This is a genomic window from Ruegeria discodermiae, assembly GCF_030758345.1.
Lineage (GTDB): Bacteria > Pseudomonadota > Alphaproteobacteria > Rhodobacterales > Rhodobacteraceae > Ruegeria_C.
Genome location: NZ_JAVAMO010000004.1, coordinates 261591 through 275675, shown reverse-complemented (window position 1 = coordinate 275675; position 14085 = coordinate 261591). Strand labels below are relative to the sequence as shown.

The window sequence follows — 14085 nt, the reverse complement described above, 5'->3', positions numbered from 1 at the left end:
GATTAGTAATCTATCACGCCTGTTTCAACTAGCCCCAAGGACCACTTTTCGGCGGTTGAGCGCTGCCTCTTTGCTCTCTGGTGCCACCGAGCGCCCGCAGCTTCGCGATGCGTTTCTCGATCGGCGGGTGCGTTGCAAAAAGGCTATCCACCGCCTGCATGTGAAGCGGGTTAACGATGAACATATGCGCGGTCGCCGGGTTGCGCTCGGCGGCGATATTGTCAATCCGGCCAGAGAGACGGCCCAAGCGGGCGAGCGCAGAGGCCAACCAGTCTGGATTGCCGCAGATCGCCGCTCCTTCGGCATCCGCCTCATACTCACGCACCCGGCTGATCGCCATCTGCACCATGCCCGCGGCCAGGGGCGCAAGGATCATCATCGCGATGGTTCCAACAATACCCAAAGGCCGGTCGCGTCCGCCGCCAAAGAAAAGCGCGAAATTCGCCAGCATCGACACCGCCCCGGCCAGCGTAGCGGTGATGGTCATCGTGAGCGTATCGCGGTTCTTGATATGTGCGAGCTCATGGGCCACGACACCCGCAACTTCTTCGCGACTCATGTTGCTCATCAGACCCCGCGTGACGGCGACAGCGGCATTCTCCGGGTTACGCCCGGTCGCAAAGGCGTTGGGCTGCTCGGTTTCCATGATGTAGAGCGCGGGCATGGGCATACCGGCCTGCCGGGTCATCGCCTCGGTCATCTTCCACAGTTCCGGTGCCGAGCGCGCATCAACGCGCCGCGCACCATGCATGCGCAGGACGGCTTTGTCCGAATTCCAGTAGGAGAAGAAGTTCATCGCAAAGGCCAGCCCGAGCGCGATGATAAGACCCACCTCACCGCCCAGCATAAGCCCGATGACACCCACGAAAGCCGTCATAGCGGCCATAAGAACAAATGTACGCACCATCCGATTTGGCCTCCAAAACCTGTTGCCGCGCATATAGGATGTGCCTTTTGCGACGACAATGATCGTCGAGGCAAACTCATGCTGCGGAACCCTTGAGGCGAGGGCTCGCAACGTGACTTTTAAACGGCCACCATGGCGTTAGAGCTGCCAGGGCGTAGGGGTCGGCAAGCGGAACGGAGTCTCTGAAAGAGGTGCCGCTTTCCGCGCCGCAACACGCAGCTTTCCCGCAGGATAGGTCGATTGTGCCGTGCAAGGGGCTTGCCTCGCCCAAAGCGGCGGGCGAGTATGTCGCGTTCGGAACCGGGTGTTCGCCCCGATTTGACCGACATCAGAGATTTACACACGCCGGATATGGCATAAATCCGATTGTGAACCGAATGAAGGAGCTGACCTTGACCGACGATTCCGAAGACCTGGGCATGAAATGGCTTGAGGCCGAGTTGGAGGATACGCTGGACGAGGATTTCGAGATCGAATTCAGCGAACCCATGCTGTCGATGGAGATCCGCAAGCTCTACAAATCGCAGCACCCCGGCATGCTCGACCGCAGGGTCTATTTCCGCAACCTGTTGCGGCTGCAATCTGAACTGATCAAGCTGCAGGACTGGGTGCAGCACACCAATTCCAAGGTGTTGATCCTGATGGAAGGGCGGGACTCGGCTGGCAAGGGTGGCGTGATCAAACGTATCACCCAGCGCTTGAACCCGCGCGTTGCGCGTGTCGTTGCTTTGCCCGCGCCCTCGCGCCGGGAACAGAGCCAGTGGTATTTCCAGCGCTACGTGCCACATCTGCCCTCAGGCGGCGAGATCGTGCTGTTCGACCGATCCTGGTATAACCGCGCTGGGGTCGAGCGGGTGATGGGCTTTGCTACCGAAGATCAGGTCGAACAGTTCTTTCAGGACGTTCCCGAATTCGAACGGATGTTGAAACGGTCCGGTATCATCCTGCTGAAATACTGGTTCTCGATCACCGATGAAGAGCAGCAATTGCGATTCCTCATGCGCATCCACGACCCGATGAAGCAGTGGAAGCTGAGCCCGATGGATTTGGAATCCCGCATCCGCTGGGAGGATTATACCAAGGCCAAGGAAGAGATGTTCGCACGCACCAACATCCCCGAGGCGCCCTGGTATATCGTCGAAGGCAATGACAAGAAACGCGAGCGGCTCAATTGCATCGAGCATCTGCTGTCGCAAATCCCCTATGAGGATGTCCCCAGCGAAAAAGTCACGCTGCCGGATCGCAAATACAACCCAGAATACGAGCGCCAGGTCCTGCCGGACGAGCTCTATGTCCCGAAAATCTACTAGAGCGAAATCGGTTTAATCTGAACCATGAGCATCACCTAACGCGTTGAAATATTTGATTTCAGGCGGCGTTGGATGATTCAGATTTACCGATTTCTGCTTTAAAACCGGGCCTTGGTCCCGAAACTCGCCCTTAAAACGACAAACCCCCGGGCGATGCCTCGGGGGTCGTCAAATAGTGTCGTCCAAAGCTGGACGGGAAGGGATCAGAGCAGACCTTCGCGCTGGGCTTTTTTACGTGCCAGCTTACGGGCACGACGGATCGCTTCTGCCTTCTCGCGCGCTTTCTTCTCGGACGGTTTCTCGAAATGTTGCTTGAGCTTCATTTCGCGGAATACGCCTTCGCGCTGCAGCTTCTTCTTCAGGGCGCGGAGCGCCTGATCGACATTGTTGTCGCGAACACTAACCTGCATGTGGTTGTCACCACCTTTCTAGATATGAGTTGCAAGGAAATTGCAGGAAGTGGCGATATAGCAAAGCGCTGCTATCTTGTCTAGTAGTGGGTCAGACAAAGGAGTTACGCCATGACAATGCCTTATGAGACAGTGCGCGACCAGCTTCTGGATGCAGCCCTTGAGCATGTTCCCTTTGACGGCTGGTCCTCCACCTGCTTTGACGCAGCGATCACGGATACCGGGTTGGACCGGACTGTGGCCGAGGCCGCCTGCCCGCGCGGGGCGGTCGATCTGGCATTGGCCTTTCATCAGCGCGGTGATGCCATCATGCTCAAACGCCTTGAAGAAACCGACCTGAACGCGCTGAAGTACCGCGATCGCGTGGCGCTGGCCGTGCGTTACCGGCTGGAGGCCGTGAGCGGGCCGAATGAACGCGAGGCGGTGCGCCGTGGCCTGACCCTGTTCGCGCTGCCGCATTTGGCGGCCGAAGGCGCGCGGGCGGTGTGGAACACCTGCGACCAGATCTGGACCGCGCTGGGCGACACGTCGGATGATTTCAACTGGTACTCCAAACGCGCCATCCTGTCGGGGGTCTATTCCTCGACCCTGCTGTTCTGGATGGGCGACGATTCGGACGGCAACAGTGCAAGCTGGACCTTTCTGGCCCGCCGGATCGACGACGTGATGCTCATCGAGAAGGTCAAGGCACAGGTCAATGGCAATCCACTGCTGAAGCCGCTGCTGATCGGACCGAACTGGCTGTCAAAACAGATCCGTGCGCCCGTCCGGGCGCCGCGTGTTGATCTACCGGGTATGTTGCGCCCCAGACCCTGAGCCACGCTGCCCGCCGCCAACTCATTGAACAATAAGGACCCCTAAAGAATGACCCAAATGATGCGTGCCGTCGAAATTTCCCAACCCGGCGGCCCCGAGGTGCTGACCCTTGTCGAGCGCCCCATGCCCGAACCGGATCAGGGCCAAGTGGTGCTCAAGGTTGCCTATGCCGGGGTGAACCGGCCGGACGCGCTGCAGCGGGCTGGGGCCTATGACCCGCCACCGGGTGCCAGCGATCTGCCGGGGCTGGAAGCTTCGGGCGAGGTTGTGGCGCTGGGCGCGGGCGTCACCTCGTTGGCGATCGGTGATCAGGTCTGTGCGCTGCTGCCCGGTGGCGGCTATGCCGAATATGTTGCAACCCCCGCCGCACATTGCCTGCCTGTGCCGAAGGGGATGGGAATGAAAGAAGCGGCGTGTTTGCCCGAGACCTTCTTTACCGTGTGGTCCAACGTGTTTACCCGTGGTGGCCTGAAGGCCGGAGAGCGGTTTCTGGTCCATGGCGGCTCCAGCGGGATCGGTACAACCGCGATCCAGCTTGCCAATGCGCTTGGCGCGCGGGTCTTTGCCACCGCCGGGTCCGAGGCGAAATGCAAGGCCTGTACCGATCTGGGTGCGGAACGGGCGATCAACTATCGCGAAGAAGATTTCGTCAAGGCGATGAAAGCTGAGGGCGGGGCCGATCTGATCCTCGACATGGTGGGGGGCGACTATATTCCCCGCAACGTCAAGGCGCTGGCCAATGATGGGCGACTAGTGCAGATCGCCTTTCTGCAAGGTCCGGTGGTCGAGCTGAACTTTGCGATGATGATGGTCAAGCGCCTGACGCTGACCGGTAGCACGCTGCGCCCGCAAAGCGATCTAGCCAAGGCGCAGATCGCGCAGAACCTGCGCGAGGCAGTCTGGCCGCTGCTGGAGGCCGGGCGCATTGGCCCGGTCATGGATAGCAGTTTTGATCTGGCCGACGCGGCGCAGGCCCATGCGCGGATGGAGGCGTCGGACCATATTGGCAAGATCGTCCTGAACGTCGGCGGCTAGCACGCAAATGGACAGAGCATCGCGTGGTATCCGCGCGATGCTCTAGGCCACGGCCCGCCGGTAGAGATGCCATGTGGCATGACCCAGCACCGGCAGCACCACGATCAGCCCCAGCATGAACGGGATCGATCCCAGAACCAGCAGTGCTGCAACCATTGCGCCCCAGGTGATGATGACGCCGGGATTGCGGCGTAGCACCCGGACCGAGGTGACCACCGCAATCGGCACCCCGACCTTGCGTTCAAGCAGCAGCGGGAAGCTGACCACGCTCATCGCCAATGCCACGATGGCAAACAGAAGGCCCGCCGCGTTGCCTGCTATGATCAGGGCCCAGCCTGCGGGTGTGGTAAAAAGAGCCGTGACGAAGCTCATGATCGAGGCCGGAGGTTCGGGCCCCAGCGTGGCGGCATAGATGCTTTGCGCGGCCATCAGCCAGACCAGCAGCAGCATGGTCAGATAGGCGGCCAGCACAAAGATCGACCCGAAGGCGGGCGAGCGGAACACGCTGAAGGCATGGCGCCAATGCGCGTCCTCACCGGCTTCGCGTCTGCGGCTGATCTCATAAAGCCCCACCGCTGCGGCGGGACCGACCAGCGCAAAGCCCAGCACCAGCGGCGCAAGCAGCGGCACGAGGTTCATCTGCATACCCATCCCGAACAGGATCAGCCCCGCGATCGGGTAGACCACGATGGCAAAGATCGCATCGGCGCGGGTAGTAATGAAATCGTCATATCCGGCCCGCAGGCAGGCGGCGATATCGCTCATCGTGAGGACCTGAACCATCGGCAACTCGGCCTTGGCCTCGCCGCCCAGACCTGAAATGGCCTCGCCCATGTGATCGCCGGTACTGCTCAGACTTTGCGCGGCCCAGCTGATTGGATTTCCGATTGTTTTCGCCATGGCGTATCCTTCCTTGGCAGTGCGAATGCGCCGCGCCCAAGAAGTCCGACAATCGCATCAGACTCGGTCAGTCCGCGACAGCTGCTCTCAGTATAGCATAGGTTGCGCGCGCTGCCGGTCACGGCTTGGCGAGGACGCGCTTGCCCTTTGACTGTTGCCTGTTAGCCTGCCCGCAACAGCCAGAAGGAGGCGAAGATGTCACAGACCGCCCGCACCATCGTGATCCATGAGACCGGCGGCCCCGAGATGCTGCGCATCGAAGACCGTGACGTCGTAGCGCCCGGCCCGGGCGAGATCCGTATCCGCCATCATGCCTGCGGGCTGAACTTCATCGACGTCTATCAGCGCATGGGGCTTTATCCGCTGGAACTGCCGCATGCGCTGGGCATGGAGGCCGCCGGCGTGATCGAGGCGGTTGGGACCGGTGTAACCCACCTGAAACCCGGTGATCGCGCGGCTTATGCCGCAGCCCCGCCCGGCGCCTATGCCGAGGCGCGGGTGATGCCTGCCGCGCAGGTCTGCCTGCTGCCCGCTGCCATCGGGTTCGATCAGGGGGCGGCGATGATGCTAAAGGGGATGACGGTCGAATATCTGTTCCACCGAACCACACCGCTCAAACGGGGCGATACCGTGCTGTTTCATGCGGCGGCAGGCGGGGTCGGGTTGATTGCCTGCCAATGGGCGCGATCCGAAGGTATCCAGCTGATCGGTACCGCCGGATCAGACGAGAAATGCGAGCTGGCGCTGCATCATGGGGCGAGCCAATGCATCAACTACCGTAGCGAGGACTTTGCCAGCAAAGTGCGCGAGTTGACCGATGGGGCAGGGGTCGATGTGGTGATGGATTCAATCGGGGCGGATACCTTTGTCGGCTCGCTCGACTCGCTGAAACCGCTGGGCATGATGATTTCCTTCGGCAATGCCTCGGGGCCGGTGCCGCCTTTTGGACTGGCGATGCTGGCGCAGCGCGGATCGCTCAAGATCACGCGGCCAACCCTGTTCACCCATACTGCCGATGCCACCGCCTGTCAGGACATGGCGCAACATCTGTTTGGCAAGGTAACCAAGGGCGACATCCAGATCCGTATCGACCAGCGTTTCCCACTGGAGCGGGTGGCGGATGCCCATCGCGCGCTTGAGGCGCGCCAAACAACCGGCAGCACCATATTGGAGGTCTGACGCGCGGGGTTTATTCGCGCGGCTGTTCCAGCTTCCAGCGCAGGTTGGACCGGACGGCGGGCCACTCCGCCGCGGTGATCGAATAAACCGCCGTATCGCGCAGGCTGCCATCGGGCATGATCATATGAGACCGTAACACCCCGTCCAGCATGGCCCCCAGCCGTTCGATAGCGCGGCGGCTCTGGTGGTTCATGAAATGGGTTCGGAACTCGACCGCGATGGCATCGAGCGTCTCGAACGCGTGGGTCAGCAGCAGCAATTTGCATTCGCTGTTCATCGGGCCGCGCTGCACCGATTTGCGGTACCAGGTCGAGCCTATCTCAAGCCGACGATTGGCGTGGTCGATATGCATGTAGCTGGTCATTCCAACTGCCTTTCCGCCTGGATCCAGAATGGCGAAGGGCACCATGCTGCCCGCCCCCAGCAGCGACAGGCGACGGGTGATCTCATCCGCCACCGCCTCGGGGGCGGGAACCGACGTGTACCAGAGCCGGTGCAAATCCCCATCTGCCGCTGCCTGCGTCAGGTCTGCGGCATGGTCCTGCGATAGGGGGGCGACCGAGACATGCGTACCGGTCAGAGTAACGGGCTTAGCCCACATGGCGGAAATCCCTCAGATAAACAGCTGGCGCGGCGGGTGATGCAGGTGCCGGACCTACTTGTCGCTGTCCTTTTTTACCAGTTGCGCGGCAAAGGCCACGCCGGTGCCCGGACCGGCATAGGTGATCATCAGCACGTCATCCAGATACACCCCGTTGAAGATCCCCGATGACACGTCCTCACCCGAAATCCCGGCCTCGGCGAGCACGAAACGGGTCGGATCATCGAGGCTGAACGTGCCCATCGCCTCCTCGACAATCCATTCGCTATCCCCGATCCGGCGCCATCGGTTGGTGGCGGTGATGAGGTTGCCGTCGAGCTTGGTGATCTCAAGCTCCATTTCCGTGCGCAAAAGACCCTTTTCGTGGTTCGGGTTCGATTTGGCAAAGGCCACCAGATAGGTGCCGGTCCAGGTACCCACGATCTGCGGGAAACCCTCCCCCTCATCCGCGCTGGCCGGGATGCTGAGCGCAAGTACGAGAACTGCAGCCAGGCCGCGGAAAAGGTTGCGTATCATGGGGCGATCTCCTGCATTGGTTGTGTTGGCGTCAGGCTAGCCAAGTTCAGCCATTTGGCAATCTGCTGAGCGCACAAAAAAACCGGCGCGGTGTGCGCCGGTTTTCATCGTCAATTCATGGCAGATCAGCCAAAGACACGCCCCAGCGCGCCATCGACCGCATCGGTGATCTGGTCGATATCATCCGCCGTTGCGATCAGCGCGGGCGAGAAGCAGAGCGTGTTGTTGCGGCTGGGGATCGAGCGGTTGGTGACGCCGATGATCACACCCTGTGCCATGCAGTCCGCCACAACTGCCTGCGCCAGTTTCTCGTCCACCGGTTTCTTTGTGGACCGGTCCGCAACCAGTTCAGCGCCCAGGAACAGGCCCTTGCCGCGTACGTCACCGATGACCTTGTGCTTTTCCATCAGCGCCTGCAGGTTGGCCGTCATCCGGTTGCCCATCGCAGCGCAGTTGTCCAGCAGGTTCTCGTCCTCGATGATGCGCATATTTTCGATCGCCGCCGCGGGACCCGCGGTGCAGCCGCCAAAGGTCGAGATGTCGCGGAAATAGTTCAGCGGGTCTTCGACATCATCCTTGAACATGTTGAACACCTCCTCGGTGGTCACCATGCAGGCAATGGCCGCATAGCCCGAGGCTACGCCCTTGGCCATGGTCACGAAATCGGGTTTGATGCCGTATTGCTGATAGCCGAACCAGGTGCCGGTCCGGCCCACGCCGCAGACGACCTCGTCGATATGCAGCAGCACATCGTATTTCTTGCAGATTTCCTGCACGCGCTGCCAATAGCCCTCGGGTGCCTCAATTACGCCGCCACCGGCGGTCACCGGTTCCAGGCAGAGCGCACCGACGGTGTCGGGGCCTTCGCGCAGGATGACCTCTTCGATCTGATCTGCCGCCCACTCGCCAAAGCTCTCTTCAGGCGCGCCGTCCAACTCGTGCTTGCGGTATTCCATGCAATGGGGCACCCGCACGAAATCGGGGGCGAAGGGGCCGTATTGTACGGTGCGCTCGTCCTGACCGCCTGCCGACATCGTCGCCAGCGTCGAGCCATGATAGTCGCGGTCGCGATAGAGGATTTTGGTCTTCTTGCCACCATAGCGCTTATGCGCAATCTGGCGCACCAGCTTGAATGCTTTCTCATTCGCCTCGGAACCGGAGTTGGTATAGTAGACCCGGCTCATGCCCGGCATCTTTTCAATCAACTTTTCGGCAAAGATCGAGCCCGGAATTGAGCCTGCGGAATTGGCGAAATAACACAGCTTCATCAGCTGGTCATAGACAGCCTTGGCGATCGATTCGCGTCCATAGCCCACATTCACGGTCCAGACCCCGCCGGATACCGCATCCAGATGTTCCTTGCCCTTCTGGTCCCAGACGCGCATGCCCTTGCCTTCGACAATGATGCGCGGATCGTTTGTTTCAAAGGGTTTATGCTGAATCAGATGGTGCCAGATATGGGCGCGGTCGGCTTCGACCACACGGCTCAGGTCGTTTTCGTTGAACGTGCCGTCCATGACATGTCCTTTCTGCTATGTCTGCGCGCGCCGGATCGATCAAGGGACCCCGGCGGCGTTGCGATGTCCTACCCATCCAGAAACGCCAAAACGAAAGGGACCGATAGGGCCAGAATGAAGGGTGGTTTATAGCCAAATTAGGCTTGCCCGGTTGCAAGCCGATACAATGGTTAGGGATTTTCATGTAGCGCCATTCTGGGCATTATCATGCCGTGAAGCGGAGGAGCGCACATGTCGCAGGTAAATATCTATGATCAGCACCTTGGCAAGTGCGGTGCGAATTTCACACCCCTGTCACCGTTGAGCTATCTCGAACGCAGCGCCACCGTCTATCCGGACCACCCGTCTGTCATCTATGGCGAGCGGCGCTATCACTGGGCCGAGACCTATGCCCGGTGTCGTAGCCTGGCAAGCGCGCTGGCGCAACGCGGGATCGGCAAGGGGGATACCGTCTCGATCATCGCGGCGAATATACCCGAGATGTATGAGGCGCATTTTGGCGTGCCGATGGCGGGCGCGGTACTCAACACGATCAACACGCGACTGGATGCGGCTGTCATCGCGTTCATTCTCGGTCATGCCGAGGCACAGGTGCTACTGGTCGATCCCGAGTTTTCGGGCGTTGTCAGCGAAGCGCTGAAACAGGTGAATCTGCCGGGCCTGCTGGTGGTGGACATTGTCGATCCCAGTTTCGAGAGCGCTGAACCCATCGGCGCGATGACCTATGACGCCCTGCTGGCCGAGGGCGATCCGGAGTTCGACTGGTCGCTGCCGGGGGATGAGTGGGACGCGATCTCGCTCAACTATACGTCCGGCACGACGGGTAACCCTAAAGGGGTGGTCTATCACCATCGCGGTGCGGCGTTGAACGCGACCTCGAACATTCTGACATGGGGGATGCCGCAGCATCCGGTCTACCTGTGGACCCTGCCGATGTTTCACTGCAATGGCTGGTGTTTTCCATGGACCATGGCGGCAAATGCGGGCACCTCCGTTTGTCTGCGCGCGGTGCGGGACGAGGCCGTGTTCCGGGCGTTTCGCGACCATCAGGTCACCCATTTCTGCGGCGCGCCTATCGTGCTGAACATGCTGGCCAATGCGCCGGATGCGCTGAAACAGTTCGACCATGCGATCAAGGTCATGACAGCAGGCGCGCCGCCGCCCGCCACCGTGATCGAAAAGATGGAGGCAATTGGGATCGAGGTGACCCATGTCTATGGGCTGACCGAGACCTATGGCCCCTCGGTGGTCTGTGCGTGGAAAGACGAATGGAATACGCGCTCGGGTGAGGAACGCGCCGCTCTGAAGGTTCGGCAGGGCGTGAAATACGTGGCTTTGTCCGGCCTGATGGTGGCCGATCAGGAAACGATGGAGCCGGTCCCGGCGGATGGCGAGACGATGGGCGAGATCTTTATGCAGGGCAATATCGTGATGAAAGGGTATCTCAAGAACGCGGATGCCACGGACAAGGCGTTCCGTGGCGGCTGGTTTGCCTCGGGCGATCTGGGGGTCATGCACCCTGACGGCTATATCGCGCTCAAGGATCGCTCCAAGGACATCATCATCTCGGGCGGCGAGAATATCTCATCGGTCGAGGTTGAGGATATACTCTACAAACACCCTGCGGTGCTTGAAGCGGCGGTCGTGGCGCGCCCTGACGAGAAATGGGGCGAGACCCCCTGCGCCTTTGTGGAACTCAAACCGGGGGCAGAGGTGGATGAGGCAGGCCTGATCACCCACTGCCGGGACAACATGGCCCATTTCAAGGCGCCGAAAACGGTGGTGTTTGGTGTTCTGCCCAAGACCTCCACCGGCAAGATCCAGAAATTCCTGCTGCGGGACCGGGCCCGCGCGCTTTAGGCGCGGTGCCGCCAGGGCCTTATGTGAAATGCCAGATAGTTTGCCTGCGAGGTTCAGATTCCTACGAAACCTGCCGATCTCTGGTGCAGCTTAGACCGGCAACAGGACGCAACAAACCTGCTGTTCGATGTCAACGCCCCTACCATCGCTTTGGGCGCCTAGCACCGGTGGCGAAAAACACCGTGGGCGGGCTGCGGTCCTGCTCTGGGGGACTGATGCAACAGTCCAATGTCACCGGAGGCAGACCTCTATTTCAGCCATATTCAGCGACACAGTCTCAAGCGTCGACATGTAGGCAAATGCTGATGTACCCGACGGCCCCGCGCGAAAGGTAAACTCATGCCATCGGTACGGTCAAAACAACCACGTTTAACGAACAGTTCGCTTCGGAAGAGTTTCTTTCAGACTCTAAAAACTTCGATCTCCTCAGGCAAACCGCGGACGGAATGATAGCCGGTTGACTGCACATCACTCGTCATTCGTTTTGCGACGCTCTGTGTCACCAGTATCTTTTCGTCCAGCTTCTTGCACAATCCCTGAAGGCGACTGGCGACGTTGACGGCCTGACCGACGACTGTGAAATCCAAGCGATCGGGGCTGCCGATGTTGCCAAATGTGACGCGACCAAAATCAATGCCGATTACAAATTCGATTGCCTCTTTGCCTTTGTCGCCGGCTGTATCGTTATAGTCGCGCAGGTTGGCCAAGGCTTGATGTGCCGCTTTGATGGCAGCTCTGCAGGATGCTTGCGCGTCGTCATCAATATCGAAAACAGCAAGTATGCCGTCCCCCATGAATTTGAGAACGTCACCACCCTTATCCTGAATGGGCGTCACCACCATTTCGAAATACTCACCCATCATGCTAAGCAAGTCGGCTTCGGGCCAGGCGGAGGCTTTCTCGGTAAAGCCACGGAGATCCGCAAACAGGATAGCGGCGGAAACTGTCCTGTGTTCTCCGCGCTTTATGTGCCCCTGACCCACTTGTTCGGCGGGACCGTGACCCAGATAGGTTTGCAGAAGGCTCTTTTGCGAATGGCGCATCGCGATAGGCTCCAACGCCGCAGCAAGTGCATATCGCGTGTCTTCGATATATCGGATGTGCTCGTCTGAAAATCCTGCGGCCGCACTCGAGGTGAAACTGGTGCCCTGAACTGATCCGTTGCCATGCTCCAGAGGGATGGCCAGAAAGTCGGTGGCACCTGTTTCGGCTAGCTCGGCATAGACCGGGTGTTCCGTCTTGAGGTCGAGGTTGGTCAGGCGTTTGCGCAAGGGACGCCGCTGAGTGACGACATACTCAAAAGGGCTGCCATGCCACGCGCTGGTTGCCAGAACCGTTGTCGGTACCGTGTAGCGATGTGTCTCTTCAGGTGTCCAGATGATGCCCCAGGCACTGAGCAATGGGTTAGAGTAGTTCTGCGCAATCCGCGCGCGGGACAAGGGAACCCCAAGCTGCACCAGACCTTCGCAATAGCCTCGGACGGTTTGTGTCTCATCACCAAGCAATCTGCCTTCGGAAATCAGCCAATGGTTCAGGTGATCAATATCGGCCACGGCAATCTCACAGTCTGCTTCCGCGCCGGTATTCTACCCATCATCGGCCCTGAACGCACCCCGCAGACCCGCTTTCGTTTAGACGCGAGACTGGAAGACGTCAGCTGACCGCTGCCGCGAGGGTCGGATCATCCTCCAACTGCTTGAGCAGTCGCGCTTGTCTGACCTTTGGGTCCAGCTCTGGATCGCTCAGACAAGCCAGCATGTGCGGCACGGTTTCGTCAATCTGCTCCTGGGCCGCCAAGGCCATACCATGCGCCACAAACGGCCGCAGATAGGTCATACCGGCCAGGATTGCCGTCTGCTGGAACGGTTTCAGAAACTCCGCCATTGAAAAGTTGTTGTACCCACCCGCATGATAGCTGTGCTCGGGTCCACCGGTCGAGACAAGGATCAAAAGCTCCCGCCCCTTCAGACGATCACCGCCCGGGCCATAGGCAAAGCCATAGCTCAGGACCTGATCCATCCAGGCTTTCATGACCGGCGGCGCGGAATACCAATAGAACGGAAACTGGAATACGATCCGGTCATGGGCCAACAGCAGGGCTTGCTCGGCCTCAATGTCAAAGCGCATTTCGGGGCCGCCGATGGTGGTCAGATCGCGGGTGGTCACATCAGTTGCACCCGAGAGCGCCTGAAACCATGCGCTGTTGATACGTGAACTGATCAGGTCCGGGTGGGCGGTAAGAACGAGGGTTTTCATCTGTCGACCTCTTGCGGGAATTTTGCGGAATAGAAGGTGATTGGGGGGGCATCGGGTCGGGTGCCAAAGCGCCAATTCTCTTGCGCACGGTCTTCGAGGCTCTTCCTGCAACGGTTTTGGCACGGAACAAAACTTCGATTTGTGTAGCATCGGGGGGGGCGATCTTGCTGACGTGATGCTCGGTCGATGGGTTACTTGGCCAGCCGTTCCGGCACCGGGGCCAGATCGTATTGCGACCAGAAGAACGTGTTTGCCGCGTCCTGATCGGCGGAGAGGTTGGTCGCTTCGACGATCTTGCCGTCTTCGATCCGATAGACCAGCGCCCATGTGGTATCGACATTCGGCTTGCCCTCGGCATTCGACCAGCCGCGGTGGATATCGACCACATGGGTCTCATCCGCTCCGAAATAGATCGGGTCGGCCTGAAAACCGGCGACGCCCAGTTGTTCAAAAAAGGCGAGTACCTCGGCACGACCGGTTTTGGTGCCGGACAGCGGATGGCGACCGGGGATGTGCCACTCGACGTTCTCGTCCATTACGGCGGCGATACCGTCCAGATCGTTCGCGCCATAGGCGGCAAAGAAATCCTGTACGACTTTGATGTTGTCTTCGGGGGATGCGGCCATGGTGGTCTGTCCTGCGATCAGAGTGGCGGTGAGGGCAGCAACTTTGGTTAGGGCTTTCATTTTGTGTCCTCCTAGAAATTTCACGACAGCCTTCCGGGCGTCGATGCGGTGAACATAATAATCTTTCTGGATGGTGATAATTCACCCTAATC

The 14085-nt window shown here is 59.7% G+C and carries 15 protein-coding genes; 6 read left to right on the top strand and 9 right to left on the bottom strand.

What is annotated here, in order from left to right:
* Positions 1-28: 28 nt before the first annotated feature.
* Positions 29-907 carry a zinc metalloprotease HtpX gene (gene htpX, locus Q5Y75_RS12500; protein WP_306197794.1) on the bottom strand — a complete coding sequence of 293 codons (879 nt, stop codon included), beginning with the start codon at positions 905-907 and terminating at the stop codon, positions 29-31.
* Between the two features lie 419 nt (positions 908-1326).
* On the opposite strand from htpX, the gene ppk2 reads away from it, so the two are divergent.
* Positions 1327-2217 (top strand): polyphosphate kinase 2, encoded by an 891-nt coding sequence (ppk2, locus tag Q5Y75_RS12495; protein WP_306197968.1) that lies wholly within the window; start codon positions 1327-1329, stop codon positions 2215-2217.
* Positions 2218-2420: 203 nt separating this feature from the next.
* On the opposite strand, the gene rpsU is transcribed toward ppk2, so the two are convergent.
* Positions 2421-2627 (bottom strand): 30S ribosomal protein S21, encoded by a 207-nt coding sequence (rpsU, locus tag Q5Y75_RS12490; RefSeq protein WP_005614280.1) that lies wholly within the window; start codon positions 2625-2627, stop codon positions 2421-2423.
* 111 nt (positions 2628-2738) lie between these two features.
* Here rpsU and Q5Y75_RS12485 point away from each other — a divergent pair, with 111 nt between their 5' ends.
* A complete protein-coding gene (locus Q5Y75_RS12485) occupies positions 2739-3443 on the top strand; it encodes a COQ9 family protein (protein ID WP_306197793.1) in 705 nt (234 codons plus the stop codon).
* A 48-nt stretch (positions 3444-3491) separates the two neighbouring features.
* Positions 3492-4478 (top strand): NAD(P)H-quinone oxidoreductase, encoded by a 987-nt coding sequence (locus Q5Y75_RS12480; protein ID WP_306197792.1) that lies wholly within the window; start codon positions 3492-3494, stop codon positions 4476-4478.
* Between the two features lie 42 nt (positions 4479-4520).
* On the opposite strand, the gene Q5Y75_RS12475 is transcribed toward Q5Y75_RS12480, so the two are convergent.
* Positions 4521-5378 carry a DUF2189 domain-containing protein gene (locus tag Q5Y75_RS12475; protein ID WP_306197791.1) on the bottom strand — a complete coding sequence of 286 codons (858 nt, stop codon included), beginning with the start codon at positions 5376-5378 and terminating at the stop codon, positions 4521-4523.
* 195 nt (positions 5379-5573) lie between these two features.
* On the opposite strand from Q5Y75_RS12475, the gene Q5Y75_RS12470 reads away from it, so the two are divergent.
* Positions 5574-6557, top strand: a complete 984-nt coding sequence (locus Q5Y75_RS12470) for a quinone oxidoreductase family protein (protein WP_306197789.1) — start codon at positions 5574-5576, stop codon at positions 6555-6557.
* A 10-nt stretch (positions 6558-6567) separates the two neighbouring features.
* Here Q5Y75_RS12470 and Q5Y75_RS12465 read toward each other — a convergent pair whose 3' ends face one another.
* From Q5Y75_RS12465 to Q5Y75_RS12455, 3 genes are all read right to left on the bottom strand, one after another.
* On the bottom strand, positions 6568-7158 hold the full coding sequence (locus Q5Y75_RS12465; RefSeq protein WP_306197788.1) for a GNAT family N-acetyltransferase: 591 nt from the start codon (positions 7156-7158) through the stop codon (positions 6568-6570).
* 54 nt (positions 7159-7212) lie between these two features.
* Positions 7213-7674 (bottom strand): hypothetical protein, encoded by a 462-nt coding sequence (locus Q5Y75_RS12460; RefSeq protein WP_306197786.1) that lies wholly within the window; start codon positions 7672-7674, stop codon positions 7213-7215.
* A 125-nt stretch (positions 7675-7799) separates the two neighbouring features.
* Complete coding sequence (locus tag Q5Y75_RS12455) at positions 7800-9191, bottom strand: aminotransferase family protein (protein WP_306197784.1); 1392 nt, start codon at positions 9189-9191, stop codon at positions 7800-7802.
* Positions 9192-9422: 231 nt separating this feature from the next.
* On the opposite strand from Q5Y75_RS12455, the gene Q5Y75_RS12450 reads away from it, so the two are divergent.
* Positions 9423-11051 (top strand): acyl-CoA synthetase, encoded by a 1629-nt coding sequence (locus Q5Y75_RS12450; RefSeq protein WP_306197782.1) that lies wholly within the window; start codon positions 9423-9425, stop codon positions 11049-11051.
* Between the two features lie 401 nt (positions 11052-11452).
* Here Q5Y75_RS12450 and Q5Y75_RS12445 read toward each other — a convergent pair whose 3' ends face one another.
* On the bottom strand, positions 11453-12490 hold the full coding sequence (locus tag Q5Y75_RS12445; RefSeq protein ID WP_306197781.1) for an adenylate/guanylate cyclase domain-containing protein: 1038 nt from the start codon (positions 12488-12490) through the stop codon (positions 11453-11455).
* An 87-nt stretch (positions 12491-12577) separates the two neighbouring features.
* Between Q5Y75_RS12445 and Q5Y75_RS12440 the strand changes: the two genes are divergently transcribed.
* Complete coding sequence (locus Q5Y75_RS12440; RefSeq protein ID WP_306197779.1) at positions 12578-12712, top strand: hypothetical protein; 135 nt, start codon at positions 12578-12580, stop codon at positions 12710-12712.
* On the opposite strand, the gene Q5Y75_RS12435 is transcribed toward Q5Y75_RS12440, so the two are convergent.
* Entirely contained in the window at positions 12705-13307 is a 603-nt protein-coding gene (locus Q5Y75_RS12435) for an NAD(P)H-dependent oxidoreductase (RefSeq protein ID WP_306197778.1), read from the bottom strand. The genes Q5Y75_RS12440 and Q5Y75_RS12435 overlap by 8 nt on opposite strands.
* A 191-nt stretch (positions 13308-13498) precedes the next feature.
* Positions 13499-13993: a nuclear transport factor 2 family protein gene (locus Q5Y75_RS12430; protein ID WP_306197777.1), complete on the bottom strand. Its 495-nt coding sequence runs from the start codon at positions 13991-13993 to the stop codon at positions 13499-13501.
* Positions 13994-14085: the final 92 nt, after the last annotated feature.

Bases quoted from the DNA above. Each gene is read 5' to 3' on its own strand.
- htpX (WP_306197794.1), bottom strand. From the start codon at position 907: ATGGTGCGTACATTTGTTCTTATGGCCGCTATGACGGCTTTCGTGGGT.
- ppk2 (WP_306197968.1), top strand. From the start codon at position 1,327: ATGAAATGGCTTGAGGCCGAGTTGGAGGATACGCTGGACGAGGATTTC.
- rpsU (WP_005614280.1), bottom strand. From the start codon at position 2,627: ATGCAGGTTAGTGTTCGCGACAACAATGTCGATCAGGCGCTCCGCGCC.
- Q5Y75_RS12485 (WP_306197793.1), top strand. From the start codon at position 2,739: ATGACAATGCCTTATGAGACAGTGCGCGACCAGCTTCTGGATGCAGCC.
- Q5Y75_RS12480 (WP_306197792.1), top strand. From the start codon at position 3,492: ATGACCCAAATGATGCGTGCCGTCGAAATTTCCCAACCCGGCGGCCCC.
- Q5Y75_RS12475 (WP_306197791.1), bottom strand. From the start codon at position 5,378: ATGGCGAAAACAATCGGAAATCCAATCAGCTGGGCCGCGCAAAGTCTG.
- Q5Y75_RS12470 (WP_306197789.1), top strand. From the start codon at position 5,574: ATGTCACAGACCGCCCGCACCATCGTGATCCATGAGACCGGCGGCCCC.
- Q5Y75_RS12465 (WP_306197788.1), bottom strand. From the start codon at position 7,158: ATGTGGGCTAAGCCCGTTACTCTGACCGGTACGCATGTCTCGGTCGCC.
- Q5Y75_RS12460 (WP_306197786.1), bottom strand. From the start codon at position 7,674: ATGATACGCAACCTTTTCCGCGGCCTGGCTGCAGTTCTCGTACTTGCG.
- Q5Y75_RS12455 (WP_306197784.1), bottom strand. From the start codon at position 9,191: ATGGACGGCACGTTCAACGAAAACGACCTGAGCCGTGTGGTCGAAGCC.
- Q5Y75_RS12450 (WP_306197782.1), top strand. From the start codon at position 9,423: ATGTCGCAGGTAAATATCTATGATCAGCACCTTGGCAAGTGCGGTGCG.
- Q5Y75_RS12440 (WP_306197779.1), top strand. From the start codon at position 12,578: ATGGTTCAGGTGATCAATATCGGCCACGGCAATCTCACAGTCTGCTTC.
- Q5Y75_RS12435 (WP_306197778.1), bottom strand. From the start codon at position 13,307: ATGAAAACCCTCGTTCTTACCGCCCACCCGGACCTGATCAGTTCACGT.
- Q5Y75_RS12430 (WP_306197777.1), bottom strand. From the start codon at position 13,993: ATGAAAGCCCTAACCAAAGTTGCTGCCCTCACCGCCACTCTGATCGCA.